This window comes from Bradyrhizobium sp. SZCCHNRI2009, from assembly GCF_032485115.1.
GTDB lineage: Bacteria > Pseudomonadota > Alphaproteobacteria > Rhizobiales > Xanthobacteraceae > Bradyrhizobium.
Genome location: NZ_JAUEUH010000001.1, coordinates 553,602 through 571,000 on the forward strand (window position 1 = coordinate 553,602; position 17,399 = coordinate 571,000).

Consider the following 17,399-nt stretch of genomic DNA (forward strand, 5'->3'; position numbering starts at 1 on the left):
TTCGCAGCCGCGCCATGACTCCCATCCCCTATGCCGAGATCGGCGTCACCACCAATTTCTCCTTCCTGCATGGTGGTTCGCATCCGCAGGACTATGTGCACCAGGCCGCCGAATATGGCCTCACCGCCATCGGCATCGCCGACCACAACACGCTGGCCGGCGTCGTGCGCGCCTATAGCGAGCTGAATAACGACCGGCTCAGCTACAAGCCGAAGCTGCTCTACGGCGCGCGGCTGGTGTTCACCTGCGGCACGCCGGACATCCTGGTCTATCCGCGCGACCGCGCGGCCTACGGCCGGCTGTGCCAGCTGCTCACCCGCGGCAAGCGCGGCAGTGACGCGGACAAGGTCGCCAAGGGCGATTGCCGCCTGAGCTTCGAGGACCTGTTTGAGTTCATCGAGGGACAGTTGCTGGTGCTGATGCCGCCGCATCGCTTCGACGAAGCCGCGCTCACCACCATTCTCACGCGGCTGAAAGACAGCCCCGCCGAAGGCGTGTGGCTGGCCGGCAGCCTGCTGTATCGCGGCGACGACCGGCGCCGGCTGGCGCGGCTGTCGCGCCTCGCAGCTTCAAGCAAGGTGCCGCTGATCGCCACCAATGACGTGCTCTATCATCATCCTCGACAGCGGATGCTGCAGGATGTGCTGACCTGCATCCGCGAGAAAGCCTCGATCGAGGCCATCGGCCGAAGGCTCCAGGCCAATGCCGAGCGCCATCTCAAGCCGGGACACGAGATGGCGCGGCTGTTCCGTGACCACCCCGACGCCGTGACCGAGACCCTCCGTTTCACCGACCGCATCGTGTTCTCGCTCGACCAGCTCAAATATCAATATCCCGACGAGCCGGTGCCGCCCGGCAAGACCGCGCAGGGGCATCTGCAGGATTTGACCTGGGCCGGCGCCAAGACCTATTTCGGCAATGACCTCGACGACCGGCTGCGCGCTGTCCTCGACAAGGAGCTGGCGCTGATCGCCGAGCTCAACTACGCGCATTACTTTCTCACCGTCCACGATATCGTGCGCTACGCCCGCAGCCAAGGCATCCTGTGCCAGGGCCGTGGCTCGGCGGCCAATTCGGCCGTGTGCTACGTGCTCGGCATCACCTCGGTCGATCCGACCAAGATCGACCTGCTGTTCGAGCGCTTCATCTCCAAGGAGCGGCTGGAGCCGCCCGATATCGACGTCGATTTCGAGCATTCGCGACGCGAGGAGGTGATGCAATATGTCTATCGCCGCTACGGCCGGCACCGCGCGGCGATCATCGCCACTGTCATCCATTATCGTCCGCGCAGCGCCATTCGCGACGTCGGCAAGGCGCTGGGCCTGACCGAGGACGTCACCTCGGTGCTCGCCGACACCGTGTGGGGCAGCTGGGGCGACGGCCTCTCCGACATGCAGGTGCGCCAGGCCGGGCTCGATCCCGCCAATCCGATGATCCGCCGCGCCGTGGAGCTGGCATCGGAGCTGATCACCTTCCCGCGTCATCTGTCGCAGCATGTCGGCGGCTACGTGCTGACGCAGGATAGACTTGATAGTTACGTCCCGATCGGCAATGCCGCGATGGACGACCGCACCTTCATCGAATGGGACAAGGACGACGTCGATGCGTTGTCGATGATGAAGGTCGACGTGCTCGCGCTGGGCATGCTGACCTGCATCCGCAAATGCTTCGACCTGATCGCCGATCACAAGGGCAAGCGATACGTGCTCTCCGATATCCGCTCGGAGGACGATAACGAAGTCTACCGGATGCTGCAGCGAGGCGAGTCGCTCGGCGTGTTCCAGGTCGAGAGCCGCGCGCAGATGAACATGCTGCCGCGGCTGAAGCCACGGACCTTCTATGATCTCGTCATCGAGGTCGCGATCGTCCGGCCCGGGCCGATCCAGGGCGACATGGTGCATCCCTATCTGCGCCGCCGCAACAAACTGGAGAAGGTGAGCTATCCGTCGCCGTCGCCGGATCACGGCCCGGCGGATGAGCTCTACAAGGTGCTGCACAAGACGCTCGGCGTGCCCTTGTTCCAGGAGCAGGCGATGCGGATCGCGATCGAAGCCGCCAAATTCTCGCCCGAGGAGGCCAACGGCCTGCGCCGCGCGATGGCGACCTTCCGCAACGTCGGCACCATCGGCTCTTATGAAGAGAAGATGGTCAGCAGCATGATCGCGCGCGGCTACGATCCCGCCTTCGCCAAGAGCTGCTTCGACCAGATCAAGGGCTTTGGTTCCTACGGCTTTCCGGAAAGCCATGCCGCGAGCTTCGCCCAGCTCGTCTATGTCTCGTCCTGGCTGAAATGCTTCCACCCCGACGCGTTCTGCTGCGCGCTCTTGAACTCGCAGCCGATGGGTTTCTATGCGCCGGCCCAGATCGTCGGCGACGCCCGCAAGAACGGCGTCGAGATCCGCAACATCGACGTGTCCTACAGCTTCGCCGACAACACGCTGGAGGAAATGGGTGGCAAATACTGCGCCGTTCGCCTCGGCTTTCGCCAGATCGACGGCTTCCGCCGGATCGACCGCGACGAGGAGCGGATCAGGAAATTGTCGGAGGCGCTGCGGAGGAAGGCGCAGCCTGCTCCAACATCTTCAAAAGGTGCTGGGGAGGCTCTCTCCCCATCGTCATTCCGGGGCGCGCGCAGCGCGAGCCCGGAATCCATACTCCCGATCGTGGTTATGGATTCCGGGCTCGCCCTCCGGGCGCCCCGGAATGACGGCGTGGGTGGAGTTGTTTCTAACTCGCAAACGCTTGGTGCATTTGGAGAGCATGCAAACGCATCGCCCCGCAACGATAACGAGACACAAGCCGACATCTTCGACCGCGAGGACGACTGGGCCGACCGCATCATCCAGGCGCGCGAGCGCCGTCCCTTCACCTCGCTCGAAGACTTCGCTCGCGACACCGCTCTGCCCAAGCGCGCGCTGCTGCTGCTGGCCGATGCCGATGCGTTCCGCTCGCTCGGGCTCGACCGTCGCGCCGCGCTCTGGGCCGTGCGCCGGCTGCCCGACGACGTGCCGCTGCCGCTGTTCGAGGCTGCCATCGCCCGCGAGCAGCCGGACGAGGGCGCCAGGCCGCTGCCCGAGATGCCTCTACCGGAGCACGTCGTCGCGGACTATCAGACCATCCGCCTGTCGTTGAAGGGGCACCCGATGGAGTTCCTGCGCGAGCGTTTCGCTGCCGAAGGCGTGCTGGCCTGCCGCGACGTCAATGATGCCAACGACCGCCGTCGCGTCCGGTGCGCCGGCGTGGTGCTGGTGCGGCAGCGGCCGGGCAGCGCCAAGGGCGTCGTGTTCATGACCCTGGAGGACGAGACCGGCATCGCCAACATCGTGGTGTGGCCGAAGGTGATGGAGACCTTCCGCAAGGAGGTGATGGGCGCGCGCCTGGTGCTGGTCGAAGGCAGCATCCAGAGCAGCCCGGAGAAAGTGGTCCATCTCGTCGCCGAGCGCCTGGTCGACCGCAGCGCCGATCTCGCGCTGCTGTCGGACGACCGCCTCGGCGCCGTGCCACACGGCCCGATGCCCGCCGAGCCGCTCAACGACGACCGCCGCGATCATCCCGACACTCCCTCCCAGCGCGTCAGCCACCCCCGCAACGTCCGCATCCTGCCGCGCTCGCGGGATTTTCATTGAGGGGACCGCGGACTTGTTGCGACATGGTGGGCACGGCACTTCGTGCGATCCTTCGCATCGACTAAGCGCCTTTGCCTACCCTATGGTTCTCTATGAGTTGAGAGATGGGCGCCACGAATTGTAGGGTGGGCAAAGGCGCGACGCGCATCGCGCGTCGTGACGTGCCCACCGGCCGTCACACGGTACTCACCGTCATATTCATATGGAGTGCAGTGACGCGATTCAGAAATTCAGAATAATCGAGTCTCGCCCCAAAATTCTACTTTCAATTTTTCCGAAATCATGCTCTATTGTCGCCATCCCGCTCCACCGAGAAGGGGCGTAGCGCGCGATCGTCACGACACGCGGGGCGGGGAGCGATGGCTGCGAGATGCCGCAGCGCGGGGCGAGGCCTTGCGCGGACGAACGGCAGCTTGCGGACGCGAAGGCGTGTGGTCCTGGCGCCCCGATGCTGGCGCCAAGTCTGCGGGCGATGATCCCGCCGACGACGGTGGCTAACAAGCCGGACACCGGGGAGAGCGCGCAGTAAGCGTGAAAACCATCGCGCAGGGAAGGCCGGGCGATCTCGGCTGCACCTGTGGTTCCTGCCGCCTGCATTTTTTTCGCAGGCGGGCCGCAGGCGTCAGCCGACGCCTGGCCTTCCCTGCGCCCTCCTCACGAGAGGGTGAAACGGTCGGCAAGACTCGGACGCATCTGCGCCGCGAGACTACGTATTCATGTGCGCGTCACAGTCACCTGATCGAGGCTGCACTCGATGATCGCACGATGGACCGTCGCCCATCGCAGGGCCATGGAAACCATGACTCGATTTTGGAGGAAAAGCGCGACGTCGCGATCTCGTCCGAGCCGGAACGCAAACCCGGAGCATGGACGTGAGGCCGGAGTAGGTGCGTACCCGCGGAGGTTGGCCTGCAGGCCGGCAACACCGTCACGGCGATCCCCTGCGGCCCGATGCTTTCATGGTGCGTCGCGGTGGAACCGCGATTGCCCAAAACGAGCTGAATGCAAGCTGAACGGCTGTCGTTCAACTTTCAAATTTTTAAAGCAAAACGGAGGCGAGTTGGGCGATTTTTAGGTTGTTTAAAGCTCCAGTTCCGCACTATTAGCGCGACGATGAGACCGCCAGAGCCGGAATCGTCGACCGATCACGCGAGCCGATCTGACCAGCCATGGCGTCTGACATGAACCCATCCCCCCAGATGCTCAGCACCAAGCGGTTGCTGATCGGCCTTGCTGCCCTGGCGATGGCCGGCGCGGGCGGCTATGGCTACATGCAAGTCCGGTCGGAGACGGCTGCGAAAGACAATATCGAGCTCTCCAGCCAGTCCAAACGCAACGGCACCACCTTTACGCCGTCGGCAGCGGAATGGTCGACGCTGACGATCGAGCCGGTGTGTGAGAAGATATTTCGTGCCGAGCATGTTACCGAGGGCAAGGTTGCCGTCGACGAGGATCGCTCGACACCGGTTTTCTCGCCCTATGCCGGCCGCGTCACCAAGCTGCTGGCGCGCCCGGGTGAGACGGTGCGCCAGGGCCAGCCGCTGTTCGTGATCGAGGCCGCCGACACCGTGCAGGCCCAGAACGATTTCATCGCCGCCATCACCGCGATGAACAAGGCGAAGTCCGCGCTCGACCTCGCCGATATCCAGTACAAGCGCGCCAAGGACCTGTTCGAAGGCCGGGCGATCCCGCTGAAGGATTTTCAGCAGGCGGAGGCGACCTCCGTTCAGGCCCAGAACGACATGCGGTCGTCACAAACGGCCCTGGAGGCGGCGCGCAACAAGCTGCGCATCCTCGGCTTCACGGATGCTGCGATCACCGATTTTCAGAGCAAGGGCGTGATCGACCGCGAGATCACGATCTACTCGCCGATCACCGGTACGGTCGTGCAGCGCAAGGTCGGCCCCGGACAATATGTCAACTCCGGCGCGAGCGACCCGGTCTTCGTGATCGGCGATCTCTCCACCGTCTGGCTCACGGCGTTCGTCCGCGAGAGCGACGCGGCGCTTGTGAACATCGGCGAGGAGATTCTCGTCAACGTGCTGGCGCTGCCCGGCCGACCGCTCAAGGCCAGCATCAACTACGTCGCCGCTTCGATCGATCCGGCGAGCCGCAGGCTGCTCGTCCGCGCGACCATCGACAACAAGGATGGCCTGCTGAAGCCCGAGATGTTCGCCAATGTGACGATCTATTCGCCGGGCGAACAGCCCGCGGTCGCGGTGCCCCGCCAGGCACTGATCTACGAAGGCAATCAGGTCCGCGTCTGGGTCGCCCGTCCCGACAAGTCGATCGAGCTGCGCAAGATCAAGACCGGTTTGATCAACGGCGACCAGGTCGCGGTCGAAAGCAATCTGAGCGCGGGCGAGCAGATCGTCACCAAGGGCAGCCTGTTCATCGATCGCGCAGCCTCGGGCAGCTGAGATGCGCTTCTCCTGCATGCCTTCCTGAAAGTGCCGATCTGAATGGACCGTCTCGTCGCCATCGCCGTTCAGCGGCGCTTCCTGATGGTCGGAATGTTCGTCGCCGTCCTGATCGGGGGTCTGATCGCATTCCGCCAGCTCAACATCGAGGCCTATCCCGATCCGACCCCGCCGATGGTCGACATCGTGACGCAGAGCCCCGGCCTCTCGGCCGAGGAGATCGAGCGTTACATCACGATCCCGATCGAGACCCAGGTCGCCGGCATCAAGAACCTGCGCACCATTCGGACGATCTCGCTGTACGGCCTGTCCGACGTCAAGCTGCAGTTCTCGTTCGACTACACCTACGACGAGGCCCTGCAGCAGGTGCTGAACCGCCTGTCGCAATTGTCGCCGCTGCCCGGCAACGTCACGCCGCAAATCTCGCCCTTGAGCGCGGTCGGCGAGATCTATCGCTACCGGCTGCGCGGTCCGCCCGGCTACAGCGTGCTCGACCTCAAGACCTTGCAGGACTGGGTGCTGCAGCGGCGCTTCCGCGCCGTGCCGGGTGTCATCGACGTTACCGGCTGGGGCGGCAAGACCAAGACCTATGAGATCCAGGTCGACTTCAACAAGCTGGTCGCCAACGGCCTGACCCTGCCGCAGCTCCTGCAGGCGGTCGGCAACTCCAACATCAATGTCGGCGGCAACACGGTCGAGATCGGCACGCAGTCGGCGGTCGTGCGCGGCGTCGGCCTGATCCGCTCGATGGAGGACCTTGCCAGCACCATGGTGTCGCAGAGCGGCGGCAATCCGGTGCTGGTGAAGGACGTCGCCAATGTCACGGTGGCGGAGAAGCCACGGCTCGGTATCGCCGGCCTCAACAACAACGACGACATCGTCCAGGGCATCGTGCTGATGCGGCGCGGCGAGCAGAGCTCGCCGACCATCGCGCGGGTCGAGCAACTGGTCGACCAGATCAACAGCTCCAGCATCCTGCCGCCCGGCGTGCGGATCGAGCGCATCTACGACCGCAAGGACCTGATCGATACCACGACGCACACTGTGCTCCACAACATGGTGGTCGGCATCGGCCTGATCGTGCTGCTGCAGTGGGTGTTTCTCGGCAATCTGCGCAGCGCGCTGATCGTCGGCGCCACGATTCCGTTTGCGTTGTTCTTCGCCGTCATCATCCTGGTGCTGCGCGGCGAGTCCGCCAACCTGCTGTCGGTCGGCGCGATCGATTTCGGCCTGATCGTCGATGCCACCGTCATCATGGTCGAGGCGATCTTCCGCCGGCTGACGCAAACCACGCCATTGTCCGAGGCCGAGGAGAGCCACATCTCGCCGGAGACGATGATGGGCATGAAGAGCCACGCGATCCTGTCGGCGGCTGCCGACGTGTCGCGCTCGATCTTCTTTGCCGCGGCGATCATCATCGCCGCCTTCCTGCCGCTGTTCACCCTGAGCGGCGTCGAGGGCAACATCTTCGGGCCGATGGCGCGCACCTATGCCTATGCGCTCGCCGGCGGTCTGCTTGCGACCTTCACCGTGACGCCGGCGCTGAGCGCGATCATCCTGCCGGCACATGTCGAGGAGACCGAGACCCGGCTGATGCGGCTGCTGCACGCGATCTATTCGCCGGTGCTGCGCTGGGCGGTGGGCAACCGCAATCTGGTGATGACCGGCGCGATCGGTCTCGTGCTGCTGACCGCGGTGGTCGGCCGGCTGCTCGGGCTCGAATTCCTGCCCAAGCTGGAGGAGGGCAATCTCTGGATCCGCGCGACCCTGCCGCCGACGATCTCGCTGCAGGAGGGCAATGCCTATGTCAACGAGATGCGCAAGATCATCCGCGCGCGGCCCGAGGTCGAGGCGGTGGTCTCGCAGCACGGCCGTCCCGACGATGGCACGGACGCGGCCGGCTTCTTCAATGCCGAGTTCTTCGCGCCGCTGAAGCCGGTCAAGGACTGGCCCGGCACCAAGGACAAGGACCAGCTCACCGCGGAGCTCTTGAAGCAGCTCGACGACCGCTTTCCCGGCGTCGAGTTCAACTTCTCGCAATATCTGCAGGACAACGTCTCGGAAGCCGTGTCCGGCGTGAAGGGCGAGAACTCGATCAAGCTCTATGGCAATGATCTGCAGGCGCTGACGGACACCGCCAACAAGATCAAGCAGGTGCTGTCGACGGTGCAGGGCGTCACCGATCTTGCGGTGTTCACCTCGCTCGGCCAGCCGACGGTGCAGATCGACATCGATCGGGCCAAGGCTGCGCGCTACGGGCTGGCGCCCGGTGACATCAACGCCACCATCAAGGTGGCGATCGGCGGCGACACTGCGGGCGATCTCTACGAGCCCGGCTCCGACCGGCATTTCCCGATCATCGTTCGTCTGGCGCCGGAATATCGCAAGAGCGCGGAGGCGATCGAGAATTTGCGCATCGGCGCGCAGGGGCCGAACGGCATCACCCAGATTCCTCTGAGCGAGGTCGCGACCATCAAGCTGGTCTCGGGCGCAGCCTATATCTATCGCGAGCAGCAGGAGCGCTATCTGCCGATCAAGTTCTCGGTGCGCGAGCGCGACCTCGGCAGCGCGATCCAGGAGGCGCAGCAGAAGGTCGCCGAGCAGGTGCAGCTGCCGCCGGGCTCGCGCGTCGAGTGGGTCGGCGAGTTCGGCAATCTCCAGGACGCGATCAAACGGCTGTCGATCGTGGTGCCGATCAGCCTCGCGCTGATCGGCGTGCTCCTGTGGTTCAATTTCGGCTCGATGGCCGACACCTTGCTCGCCATGAGCGTGATCCCGATGGCGATCTTCGGTGGCGTGGTCGGCCTCGTTTTGACCGGCATTCCGTTCAGCGTGTCCGCGGCGATCGGCTTCATCGCGCTGTTCGGCATCGCCGTGATGGACGGCATCATCATCCTTTCGCAGTTCAACCAGCTGATCGACGAGGGCGTCGACCGCATCGAGGCGGTCATCCGCACCGGCGAATTGCAGCTTCGTCCGGTGCTGATGACCTGCGTCGTCGCCGGCATCGGGCTGATGCCGGCCGCGGTGTCGACCGGCATCGGCTCGCAGGTGCAGAAGCCGCTCGCGATCGTCGTGGTCACCGGCATGATGCTGGCGCCGGTGGTCATCCTCATCACGCTGCCGGTCCTGATCTCGCTGTTCTCGCGGCGACGGGTCCGCTAGATGCGCATGTGCTCGTCGATGCGCGCGGCGGAGTCACGATCGACCGCGGCGGCATCGACGATCTCGCCGCGCTTGAACACGAGGTATCTGTCGCTGATCGAGAGCGCGAATGGCAGATGCTGCTCGACCACGATCATGGAGGTGCCGATCTCGCGCCGGACGCGCACCAGCACCTCGGACAGCCGGTCGACGACGGACGGCTGCAGACCTTCCGTGACCTCGTCGAGCAGCAGCACGTCGGGCTTCGCCATCAGCGCGCGCGCCACGATCAGCATCTTCTGCTCGCCGCCGGACAGCGTGCCGGCCCGCTGGCTCAGCCGCTTGGTCAGCACCGGAAACCAGCCTCCGACCTGCTCGAAACGCGCGCTCATGTCACCGTCCGTGAGCACGCCAAGTCTGAGATTGTCGCGGACCGACAGGTCCTGGAACAGCGCATGTTCCTGGGGAACATAGACCAGCCCCATCTTCCGCTTCAGATGCGGCGCTATTCGCGTCACGTCCTTGCCTGCAAGTTTCACTCGGCCGCACCAGGCCGGCGGGAAGCCGACGATGGCCTTGAGCAGCGAGGTCTTGCCCATGCCGTTCTTGCCGACGATGGCGAGGGTTTCGGCTTTGCCGAGCGCAAAACCGACGTTGCTGATCACCTCCGACGAGCCGTAGCCGCTTGCGCGCTCGTCGACGTCCAGAACTCTGCTCATTTGCTGATTTTCAGAAGCGATTTATTTGTCGCGCAGGCTCTTGAAATCGGCGTTGTTGCTGGAGCGGCAGACAAATTCGGCATTCTGGAGCATGTTTTCGCCGGCAACATCGCGTCGTGGCGGGGGCCAAAGTCGAATTCGAACGTTGACCATCTCGCGACCAGGCGGCAAACCGTCCGCCGTGGAGGAAGGAACGGTCCAACTCACGGTCCCGGTCCGATAGGAAAGCCAGATGCGTAGCCTCGAAGACCGAGCCCTGCTTCTCTTGCTCGTCGCGATATCGCTGATGTTCGGGTGGATCCTGCTGCCGTTCTACGGCGCGGTTCTGTGGGGCATCATCGGCGTCATCGTCTTCGTTCCGCTGCACCGCTGGCTGTCGCGATCGATGCACGGCCGACACGGCCTGGCGGCGGCCGTCGTGGTGTTGATCTTCGTCGTGATCGTCATCCTTCCGCTGTCACTGATCGGGGCGTCGCTGGCGCAGGAGGCCTCCGGAGTCTACAAACAGATGCAGTCCGGTCAGCTCGACATCGGACAGTACTTTCGGAAGATGCTGGCCGCGCTTCCGACATGGGTGGTCGATATGCTCAACCGATTCGGGCTCGGCAGCCTCGCCGGAATGAAGGACAAGCTGTCGGCCGGCCTGCTGAAGGGCAGCGAGGTCATTGCGAGCCAGGCGCTCGTGATCGGACAGGGGACGTTCGAGGTCTTCGTCAATCTGTTCATCATGGTCTATCTGCTGTTCTTCCTGCTGCGTGACGAAGAGACGCTATCGGAGCGCATCAAGAGCGCCATTCCCCTGCGCCCGGAGCAACGCGATGCGCTGCTGCGCAAATTCACGGTGGTCATCCGCGCGACGGTGAAGGGCAGTCTGCTCGTCGCTCTGGCGCAAGGCGCGCTGGGCGGCCTGATGTTCTGGTTTCTCGGCATCAACGCGCCCCTGCTGTGGGCGGTCGTGATGGCCTTCCTGTCCCTGCTTCCGGCAGTGGGAGCGGGCCTCGTCTGGTTTCCGGTCGCGCTCTATCTCCTGGCCACCGGATCGATCTGGCAGGGCGTGGTCCTGATCGCCTATGGCGCCCTCGTCATCGGCCTCGTCGACAATGTCCTGCGTCCGATCCTGGTCGGACAGGACACCAAGATGCCCGACTATGTGGTGCTGATTTCGACATTGGGCGGGATCGAGGCATTCGGCCTCAACGGGTTCGTCATCGGGCCCGTGATCGCGGCAATGTTCATCGCAATCTGGGACATTTTCTCCACCTCGCGTCGCGAGGGGGCCGTGGCGCAGGATGCCTCGCGCGGGACGGGGTGAAGGGAACGCGGTGCACAATCGAAGCGGCATTTCATCGGGCGGATTAACGGATCGTAACCCGTCCTCTCCTAGCAATGAGGCGTTCGACGGGTTAAGTTCCATTGATCCGCCGCACGCGCTCTTTACCCGTCTCCTGACGGGCGTCCGCATCCCAGACTTTCTCGTCCAGAGCGGTTCATCGCGGGGCGCACGATGAACCATTTGGCTTCGACGGCGGTTAAACCGACGAAAGCTCGTGATTTCGAACTCCTGCAGCCCGTTCGGCGCTGCGCAGGGGTCCATTTGGCCGCGGTCGCGCCATGCGCGATCGCCAAGAACACAAGGTGGAGACGACATTGCAGTTCGATCAGCCAGTCGCGACGGCGACTGTGCCGCCCAAGGACCGCGCCACGCCGCGCGCCGGCGACGACGAGGGCCGCGCGGCGGCCGACGCCCGCTACTGGATGCAGATTCTCAGCAGCTATCGCACACCAAACCGCGTCCGCAGCGTCACCGAGCTGGTGATCACGGCGGTGCCGCTGGTGGCGCTGTGGGCGGCAGCCTGGTTCACATTCTCGCTCGGCCATGCCTGGGCGTCGTTGCTCATCGCGATTCCTGCTGGCGCCTTCCTGGTGCGCCTGTTCATGATCCAGCACGATTGCGGCCACGGCACCTTCTTCGCCGGGCGTCAGGCGAACGACTGGGTCGGCCGCGTCCTCGGCGTGCTGACCCTGACACCTTACGACTGGTGGCGGCGCACCCACGCGATCCACCACGCCAGCAGCGGCAACCTCGACAGGCGCGGCATCGGCGACATCGATACGTTGACGGTGCGGGAATATCAGGCGCGATCGACCTGGGGCCGTCTGCGCTACCGGCTGTACCGCCACCCGCTGGTCATGTTCGTCGCAGGACCCGCCTACCTGTTCTTCCTGCAGCACCGCCTGCCGTTCGGCCTCATGCGCGCCGGCTGGTCGCCCTGGGTCAGCACGATGGCGACCAATTTCGGCATCGCCCTGATCGTCGCCGGGCTGGTGTGGCTGATCGGCATCCAGGCGTTCCTGGTCGTGCATCTCCCGATCATGCTGCTCGCCGCCATGGCCGGGGTGTGGCTGTTCTATGTCCAGCATCAGTTCGAGCACACCGTCTGGGAGCGGAGCGAGCGCTGGACGCAGCAGCAGGCCGCGCTCTACGGCAGCTCACATTACGACCTGCCGGCATGGCTGCACTGGCTCACCGCCAATATCGGCATCCACCACGTCCACCATCTCTCGAGCCGGATTCCCTATTACAGGCTGCCGGTGGTGCTGCGCGATCATCCCGAGCTGCGCGAGATCGGCCGCATCACGCTGCCCGAGAGCCTGCGCTGCGTCCGGCTGGTGCTGTGGGACGAGTCGCAGCGCCGGCTGGTGTCGTTCCGCGAAGCCGGAGCGGGAGCATTGGAGCTTCGGACAACGACACCGAAGCTCGCTGGGCCACAACCATAGTACGTAGATGAGGCAGAGGCGCGCGAACGACCTGCCCACATACAAGTTCTGAGCCGGCGGATTGGGCCGTCAGATGGAAACCCAGGCGCGACGACCGCGCGCGTCTCAGGCCGCGCCGCTTTGTTTGGCCGGTGCCTGTCGTTGGGCCGCCGACCAGGATGCGTGGAACCAGCCGCCGAGGCCCCAGGGGTGAGTCCGTTCCAACCAGATGAACGGTCCCATCGGCGTTTCAAACTTGCCGGGCTGGGGCCCGACCACACCCCGACCATGCAGCAACTCGCCCTGCCAGCCTTCGTTCTTGGAGCCTTCCGCGCCGACATGAAGCCGGTAGGCCCAGGGCTCGGTGTCCATGATGACGTTGCCCTGCGCCGTCTTCATCCAGGCGATGGTGTCGGCGTGGATCGCACCAAAGGGATGGAAAGGACGGTCCTCGGGGACGCCGACGAATACGCCGACGCCGGTCTTGACCGTCGCGCCGGCGGCGATCGTCATGGGCTCGCCTTTCTGATCGTACAGCACGCCGTGCCAGTTCTGCGATCTCGTGCCCGGCGCAGTGACGATGATCTGGTAGGCGAGGCGCGGCTCGTCGAGGAGCGGCTCTTGTGACATGATCGTCTCCCATCCATGCGGGCCGGCGTGACCGCCGGGACACGTGCGGCCCTATTCTGACGCAGTATCGGCACGGCGCTAGATCGGGCGTTGATCTGAATCAACCATCACGAGTGGAGTGCAATTTCAGATTGAGTAAAAGGCTGGTGCGGAGTGTCAGCGGACGCGCCGTGCCCACCGCCCGTCGGTCGTAGTAATCGACCTCATAGTAGGACGGCAGGCACGCATCTTCCTTCGCTCTGTCGAGCGAAGGCAGATGCCTTGTCCGTCCTGCGGGCTAAAGGCTCAATCCCTCACCGGCGCTTGAGGCGAACGCGGCGTAGGCCTTCAGGGCGGCGTAGCATCGTGCGGCGGGTTACGCTGCGCTAACCCGCCCTACGGACTAACAACGCCATCAAAACCCGTACAGCTTCGCCGGATTATCGACCAGGATCTTCTCGCGGACCGCGGCGTCCGGCGCCCAGACCGGGAGCTGGTTCATCAGGCGGCCGTCGTCGATGGGATAGAAGGGCCTGATATCCGTGACCTTCAGTTCGGGATGCGGCGACGAATCCGGGTGGGGCCAGTCGGTGCCCCAGACGATGCGGTCCGGGTTGGCTTCGATCAGGGCCTTCGCGAACGGGATCACATCGGTGTAGTCGGGACCGCGGGTCGAGGCGCGGTAGGCGCCGGAGATCTTCACATAGGCCTTGCCGCTGCGGACGAGCTCGACCAGATCGGCAAAGCCCGGCTGCCCGAGGCCGAGATCGGCCTGCGCGCCGCCGAAATGGTCGAACACGGCCGGCACGGGCGATTGCATCACGAGGTCCTTGATGGCCGCGATCATCGCCGTGTTGGTGTAGAGCTGGACGTGCCAGCCCCGCGCCTTCATCCGCTCGACCGCGGCCTGGAAGCGGGCGCGGCCGACATTGGGGTCATTGATGCCACCGGTCGCGAGATTGAGGCGGATGCCGCGGAAGCCCTCGGCATGCATGGCATCCAATTGCGCCTCGGTGGTCTTGTCGTCGATGACGGCGACGCCGCGCGCGTCATTGCCGCGCGCCTTCATCCCGTACAGCGTCGCGGAGTTGTCGGTGCCGTAGACGCTTGGCGTCACGATCACCACGCGCTGGATGTGCAGGGCCTTGTGCAGCGCCGCCATCTCCTCGGGCAGGGCCGGCTCCGGCGTGTAGACGCGGTTCGCTGCAAACGGGAATTGTTTCGGATCACCGTGGATATGGGTGTGGCAGTCGCAGGCTTGCGCCGGCACGTCGAAATCGACCGGGGTCGAAGGTTGCGCCGGCTTGGCGCGCGCGGCTGTCGTGGTCATCGTCACTCCGGCGGCAAGCGAGGCGAGCAGCAGGCTGCGGCGGTTCAGCATGGCGATCCTTCCCAGGGCCTGGCGCGTGCATTGTGGCTGACGCGCTCATTGTCGATGAAGGGAGCCTGAACCCGCTGTCGTCAGTGGGCAACAACGAAGTGCGGCATGGCTGTTCGCAGGACGAGAGCGAGACGAGGAAGTCTATGGTGAGGCCGCGGCCGCCGGCCGCAGCAACCGGTCGGAAAGGACCGGTGCTGCCGACCGAACAGATCGGTCTTACTCCTTGACGATCCGCACCGCGCCCTTGGCGGCGCTCGACGCGAACGCGGCGTAGGCCTTCAGCGCGGTCGAGACCTTGCGGGCGCGCGTCTTTGGCTTCCAGGCTTGATCGCCCTTCGCCTCCATCGCGGCGCGGCGGTTGGCGAGCTCCTCGTCCGACACTGCGAGATGAATGGCGCGGCTGGGAATGTCGATCTCGATGCGGTCGCCGTCCTGCACCAGGCCGATCAGGCCGCCCTCGGCGGCTTCCGGCGAGACGTGGCCGATCGACAGCCCCGAGGTGCCGCCGGAGAAGCGGCCGTCGGTGATCAGTGCACAGGCCTTGCCGAGGCCCTTCGACTTCAGATAGCTGGTCGGATACAGCATCTCCTGCATGCCCGGGCCGCCGCGCGGGCCCTCATAGATGATGACGACGACGTCGCCGGCCTTGATCTTGTTGGTCAGGATCGCTTCGACCGCGGCGTCCTGGCTCTCCATCACGCGCGCAGGACCCGAGAACTTCAGGATCGAGGCATCGACGCCCGCGGTCTTCACGATGCAGCCGTCGCGCGCGATGTTGCCGGTCAGCACCGCGAGGCCGCCATCCTTGGAATAGGCATGCGCGAGGTCGCGGATGCAGCCCTTCTCGCGATCGAGATCGAGCTCCTGATAGCGGCGGTCCTGGCTGAACGCGACCTGCGTCGGCACGCCGCCGGGGGCGGCCATGTAGAAGTTCTTCACGCTCTCGCTCGACGTCTGGCGGATGTCCCAGCGCTCCAGCGCTGCTGCCAGCGAGGCCGAATGCACGCTCGGCAATTCGGTGTGCAGCAGGCCGGCGCGGGCGAGCTCGCCGAGGATGCCCATCACGCCGCCGGCGCGATGCACGTCCTCCATGTGCACGTCGGCCACGGCCGGCGCGACCTTGCACAGGCAGGGGACCTTGCGCGAGAGGCGATCGATGTCGGTCATGGTGAACGGGATCTCGCCCTCATGGGCGGCGGCGAGCAGATGCAGCACGGTGTTGGTCGAGCCGCCCATCGCGATGTCCATGCTCATCGCGTTCTCGAACGCCTTGAAGTTGGCGATGTTGCGGGGGAGCACGGACGCATCGTCCTGCTCGTAATAGCGGCGGGCGAGGTCGACGACGAGATGACCGGCCTCGACGAACAGGCCGCGGCGGTCGGCATGGGTCGCCAGCACCGAGCCGTTGCCGGGCAGCGACAGGCCGAGCGCCTCGGTCAGGCAGTTCATCGAATTCGCCGTGAACATGCCCGAGCAGGAGCCGCAGGTCGGGCAGGCCGAGCGCTCCATCACCTCGACATCGGCATCCGACACCTTGTCGTCGGCGGCCACGATCATCGCGTCGATCAGGTCGACCTTGCGCAGCTTGCCTTCGATGTTGACCTTGCCGGCCTCCATCGGGCCGCCGGAGACGAACACCGCGGGGATGTTGAGGCGCATCGCGGCCATCAGCATGCCGGGCGTGATCTTGTCGCAGTTGGAGATGCAGACCATGGCGTCGGCGCAGTGCGCGTTGACCATGTATTCGACGCTGTCGGCGATCAGCTCGCGCGACGGCAGGCTGTAGAGCATGCCGTCATGGCCCATCGCGATGCCGTCGTCGACAGCGATCGTGTTGAACTCCTTGGCGACGCCGCCGGCCTTCTCGATCTCGCGGGCGACCAGCTGGCCGAGGTCCTTGAGGTGGACATGGCCGGGCACGAACTGGGTGAAGGAGTTGACGACGGCGATGATCGGCTTGCCGAAATCCTCGTTGGTCATGCCGGTGGCGCGCCACAGGCCGCGGGCGCCGGCCATGTTGCGGCCATGGGTGGAGGTTCGGGAGCGATAGGCGGGCATGACGGTTTCCTTAGGCGTTCCTCGGGATCAGGCAATGTTGGTCCGCGGGCGGAAGGGTCCCGACAACCGACGGACGGCAATGATGCGGCGAGGCATACAGCGAAGTGCTTGATGATTCGACCCTAAATTTCGCTGTTCCGGGATGCCCTGCGGGCAGGGCCGGGGCCTCGTGCCGCTGCCGGAGGTGCCGGCCGGCCCCGGTCACGCGTTTGTGGCTACGTGGGGAACAGGAAGGTCGCTTAGATTAGAACGGTCGAGTTTTGTTCGTCCCGATCCAGCCCGAACGTTCCTGCCGCAGCCTCCGCCGCCCGCGCGTCCCATGCCGTCCGTCATCCGCTTCCGCCATCTGCCGACCCTTGCCGCGCTGCTTCTGGGCGTTCCCGGCGCCGCCTCGGCTCATGCCGTCATCGTCTCGTCGCAGCCCGCGGCGGGCGGGACCATCGAGACGCAGCCGACAATGATCCGGCTGCGCTTCAACAGCCGCATCGATCACGCCCGCTCGCGGCTGAAGCTGCGCGCGCCCGACGGTGCCGAGCAGGCGCTTACTCCGGCAGTCGATGCGCCGGCCGACGAGATCGACGCCGAGGCCAAGGCGCTCAGCCCCGGCGCCTGGCACCTGCAATGGCAGGTGCTCAGCGTCGATGGCCACATCACCCGCGGCGACATTCCTTTCAACGTGCGCTAG

The 17,399-nt window shown here is 65.0% G+C and carries 10 protein-coding genes; 6 read left to right on the plus strand and 4 right to left on the minus strand.

Annotated elements, in window-relative coordinates:
- Positions 1-14 precede the first annotated feature (14 nt).
- The 3 genes from QX041_RS02475 to QX041_RS02485 all read left to right on the plus strand — a co-directional run bounded on the left by QX041_RS02475 (position 15) and on the right by QX041_RS02485 (position 9,211).
- A complete protein-coding gene (locus tag QX041_RS02475) occupies positions 15-3,626 on the plus strand; it encodes an error-prone DNA polymerase (RefSeq protein WP_316164415.1) in 3,612 nt (1,203 codons plus the stop codon).
- 1,181 nt (positions 3,627-4,807) lie between these two features.
- The gene (locus QX041_RS02480; protein ID WP_409977890.1) at positions 4,808-6,046 is read left to right on the plus strand and encodes an efflux RND transporter periplasmic adaptor subunit; all 1,239 of its coding nucleotides are present in this window, start codon (positions 4,808-4,810) and stop codon (positions 6,044-6,046) included.
- Between the two features lie 42 nt (positions 6,047-6,088).
- Positions 6,089-9,211: a CusA/CzcA family heavy metal efflux RND transporter gene (locus QX041_RS02485; RefSeq protein WP_315714866.1), complete on the plus strand. Its 3,123-nt coding sequence runs from the start codon at positions 6,089-6,091 to the stop codon at positions 9,209-9,211.
- Here the strand turns inward: QX041_RS02485 and QX041_RS02490 are convergent.
- Positions 9,208-9,909 carry an ABC transporter ATP-binding protein gene (locus tag QX041_RS02490; protein WP_316164416.1) on the minus strand — a complete coding sequence of 234 codons (702 nt, stop codon included), beginning with the start codon at positions 9,907-9,909 and terminating at the stop codon, positions 9,208-9,210. The two genes, QX041_RS02485 and QX041_RS02490, sit on opposite strands and share 4 nt — an antisense overlap.
- Positions 9,910-10,141: 232 nt before the next feature.
- On the opposite strand from QX041_RS02490, the gene QX041_RS02495 reads away from it, so the two are divergent.
- A complete protein-coding gene (locus tag QX041_RS02495; RefSeq protein ID WP_315714864.1) occupies positions 10,142-11,221 on the plus strand; it encodes an AI-2E family transporter in 1,080 nt (359 codons plus the stop codon).
- Between the two features lie 443 nt (positions 11,222-11,664).
- The gene (locus QX041_RS02500; protein WP_315714996.1) at positions 11,665-12,687 is read left to right on the plus strand and encodes a fatty acid desaturase; all 1,023 of its coding nucleotides are present in this window, start codon (positions 11,665-11,667) and stop codon (positions 12,685-12,687) included.
- Between the two features lie 105 nt (positions 12,688-12,792).
- Here QX041_RS02500 and QX041_RS02505 read toward each other — a convergent pair whose 3' ends face one another.
- From QX041_RS02505 to ilvD, 3 genes are all read right to left on the minus strand, one after another.
- A complete protein-coding gene (locus tag QX041_RS02505) occupies positions 12,793-13,296 on the minus strand; it encodes a hypothetical protein (RefSeq protein WP_315714863.1) in 504 nt (167 codons plus the stop codon).
- A gap of 394 nt (positions 13,297-13,690) precedes the next feature.
- A complete protein-coding gene (locus QX041_RS02510; protein WP_315714862.1) occupies positions 13,691-14,656 on the minus strand; it encodes an amidohydrolase family protein in 966 nt (321 codons plus the stop codon).
- Positions 14,657-14,872: 216 nt separating this feature from the next.
- Positions 14,873-16,714: a dihydroxy-acid dehydratase gene (gene ilvD / locus QX041_RS02515; protein ID WP_315714861.1), complete on the minus strand. Its 1,842-nt coding sequence runs from the start codon at positions 16,712-16,714 to the stop codon at positions 14,873-14,875.
- A 319-nt stretch (positions 16,715-17,033) separates the two neighbouring features.
- Here ilvD and QX041_RS02520 point away from each other — a divergent pair, with 319 nt between their 5' ends.
- Complete coding sequence (locus QX041_RS02520) at positions 17,034-17,399, plus strand: copper resistance protein CopC (protein ID WP_315714860.1); 366 nt, start codon at positions 17,034-17,036, stop codon at positions 17,397-17,399.

Bases quoted from the DNA above. Each gene is read 5' to 3' on its own strand.
- QX041_RS02475 (WP_316164415.1), top strand. From the start codon at position 15: ATGACTCCCATCCCCTATGCCGAGATCGGCGTCACCACCAATTTCTCC.
- QX041_RS02480 (WP_409977890.1), top strand. From the start codon at position 4,808: ATGAACCCATCCCCCCAGATGCTCAGCACCAAGCGGTTGCTGATCGGC.
- QX041_RS02485 (WP_315714866.1), top strand. From the start codon at position 6,089: ATGGACCGTCTCGTCGCCATCGCCGTTCAGCGGCGCTTCCTGATGGTC.
- QX041_RS02490 (WP_316164416.1), bottom strand. From the start codon at position 9,909: ATGAGCAGAGTTCTGGACGTCGACGAGCGCGCAAGCGGCTACGGCTCG.
- QX041_RS02495 (WP_315714864.1), top strand. From the start codon at position 10,142: ATGCGTAGCCTCGAAGACCGAGCCCTGCTTCTCTTGCTCGTCGCGATA.
- QX041_RS02500 (WP_315714996.1), top strand. From the start codon at position 11,665: ATGCAGATTCTCAGCAGCTATCGCACACCAAACCGCGTCCGCAGCGTC.
- QX041_RS02505 (WP_315714863.1), bottom strand. From the start codon at position 13,296: ATGTCACAAGAGCCGCTCCTCGACGAGCCGCGCCTCGCCTACCAGATC.
- QX041_RS02510 (WP_315714862.1), bottom strand. From the start codon at position 14,656: ATGCTGAACCGCCGCAGCCTGCTGCTCGCCTCGCTTGCCGCCGGAGTG.
- ilvD (WP_315714861.1), bottom strand. From the start codon at position 16,714: ATGCCCGCCTATCGCTCCCGAACCTCCACCCATGGCCGCAACATGGCC.
- QX041_RS02520 (WP_315714860.1), top strand. From the start codon at position 17,034: ATGCCGTCCGTCATCCGCTTCCGCCATCTGCCGACCCTTGCCGCGCTG.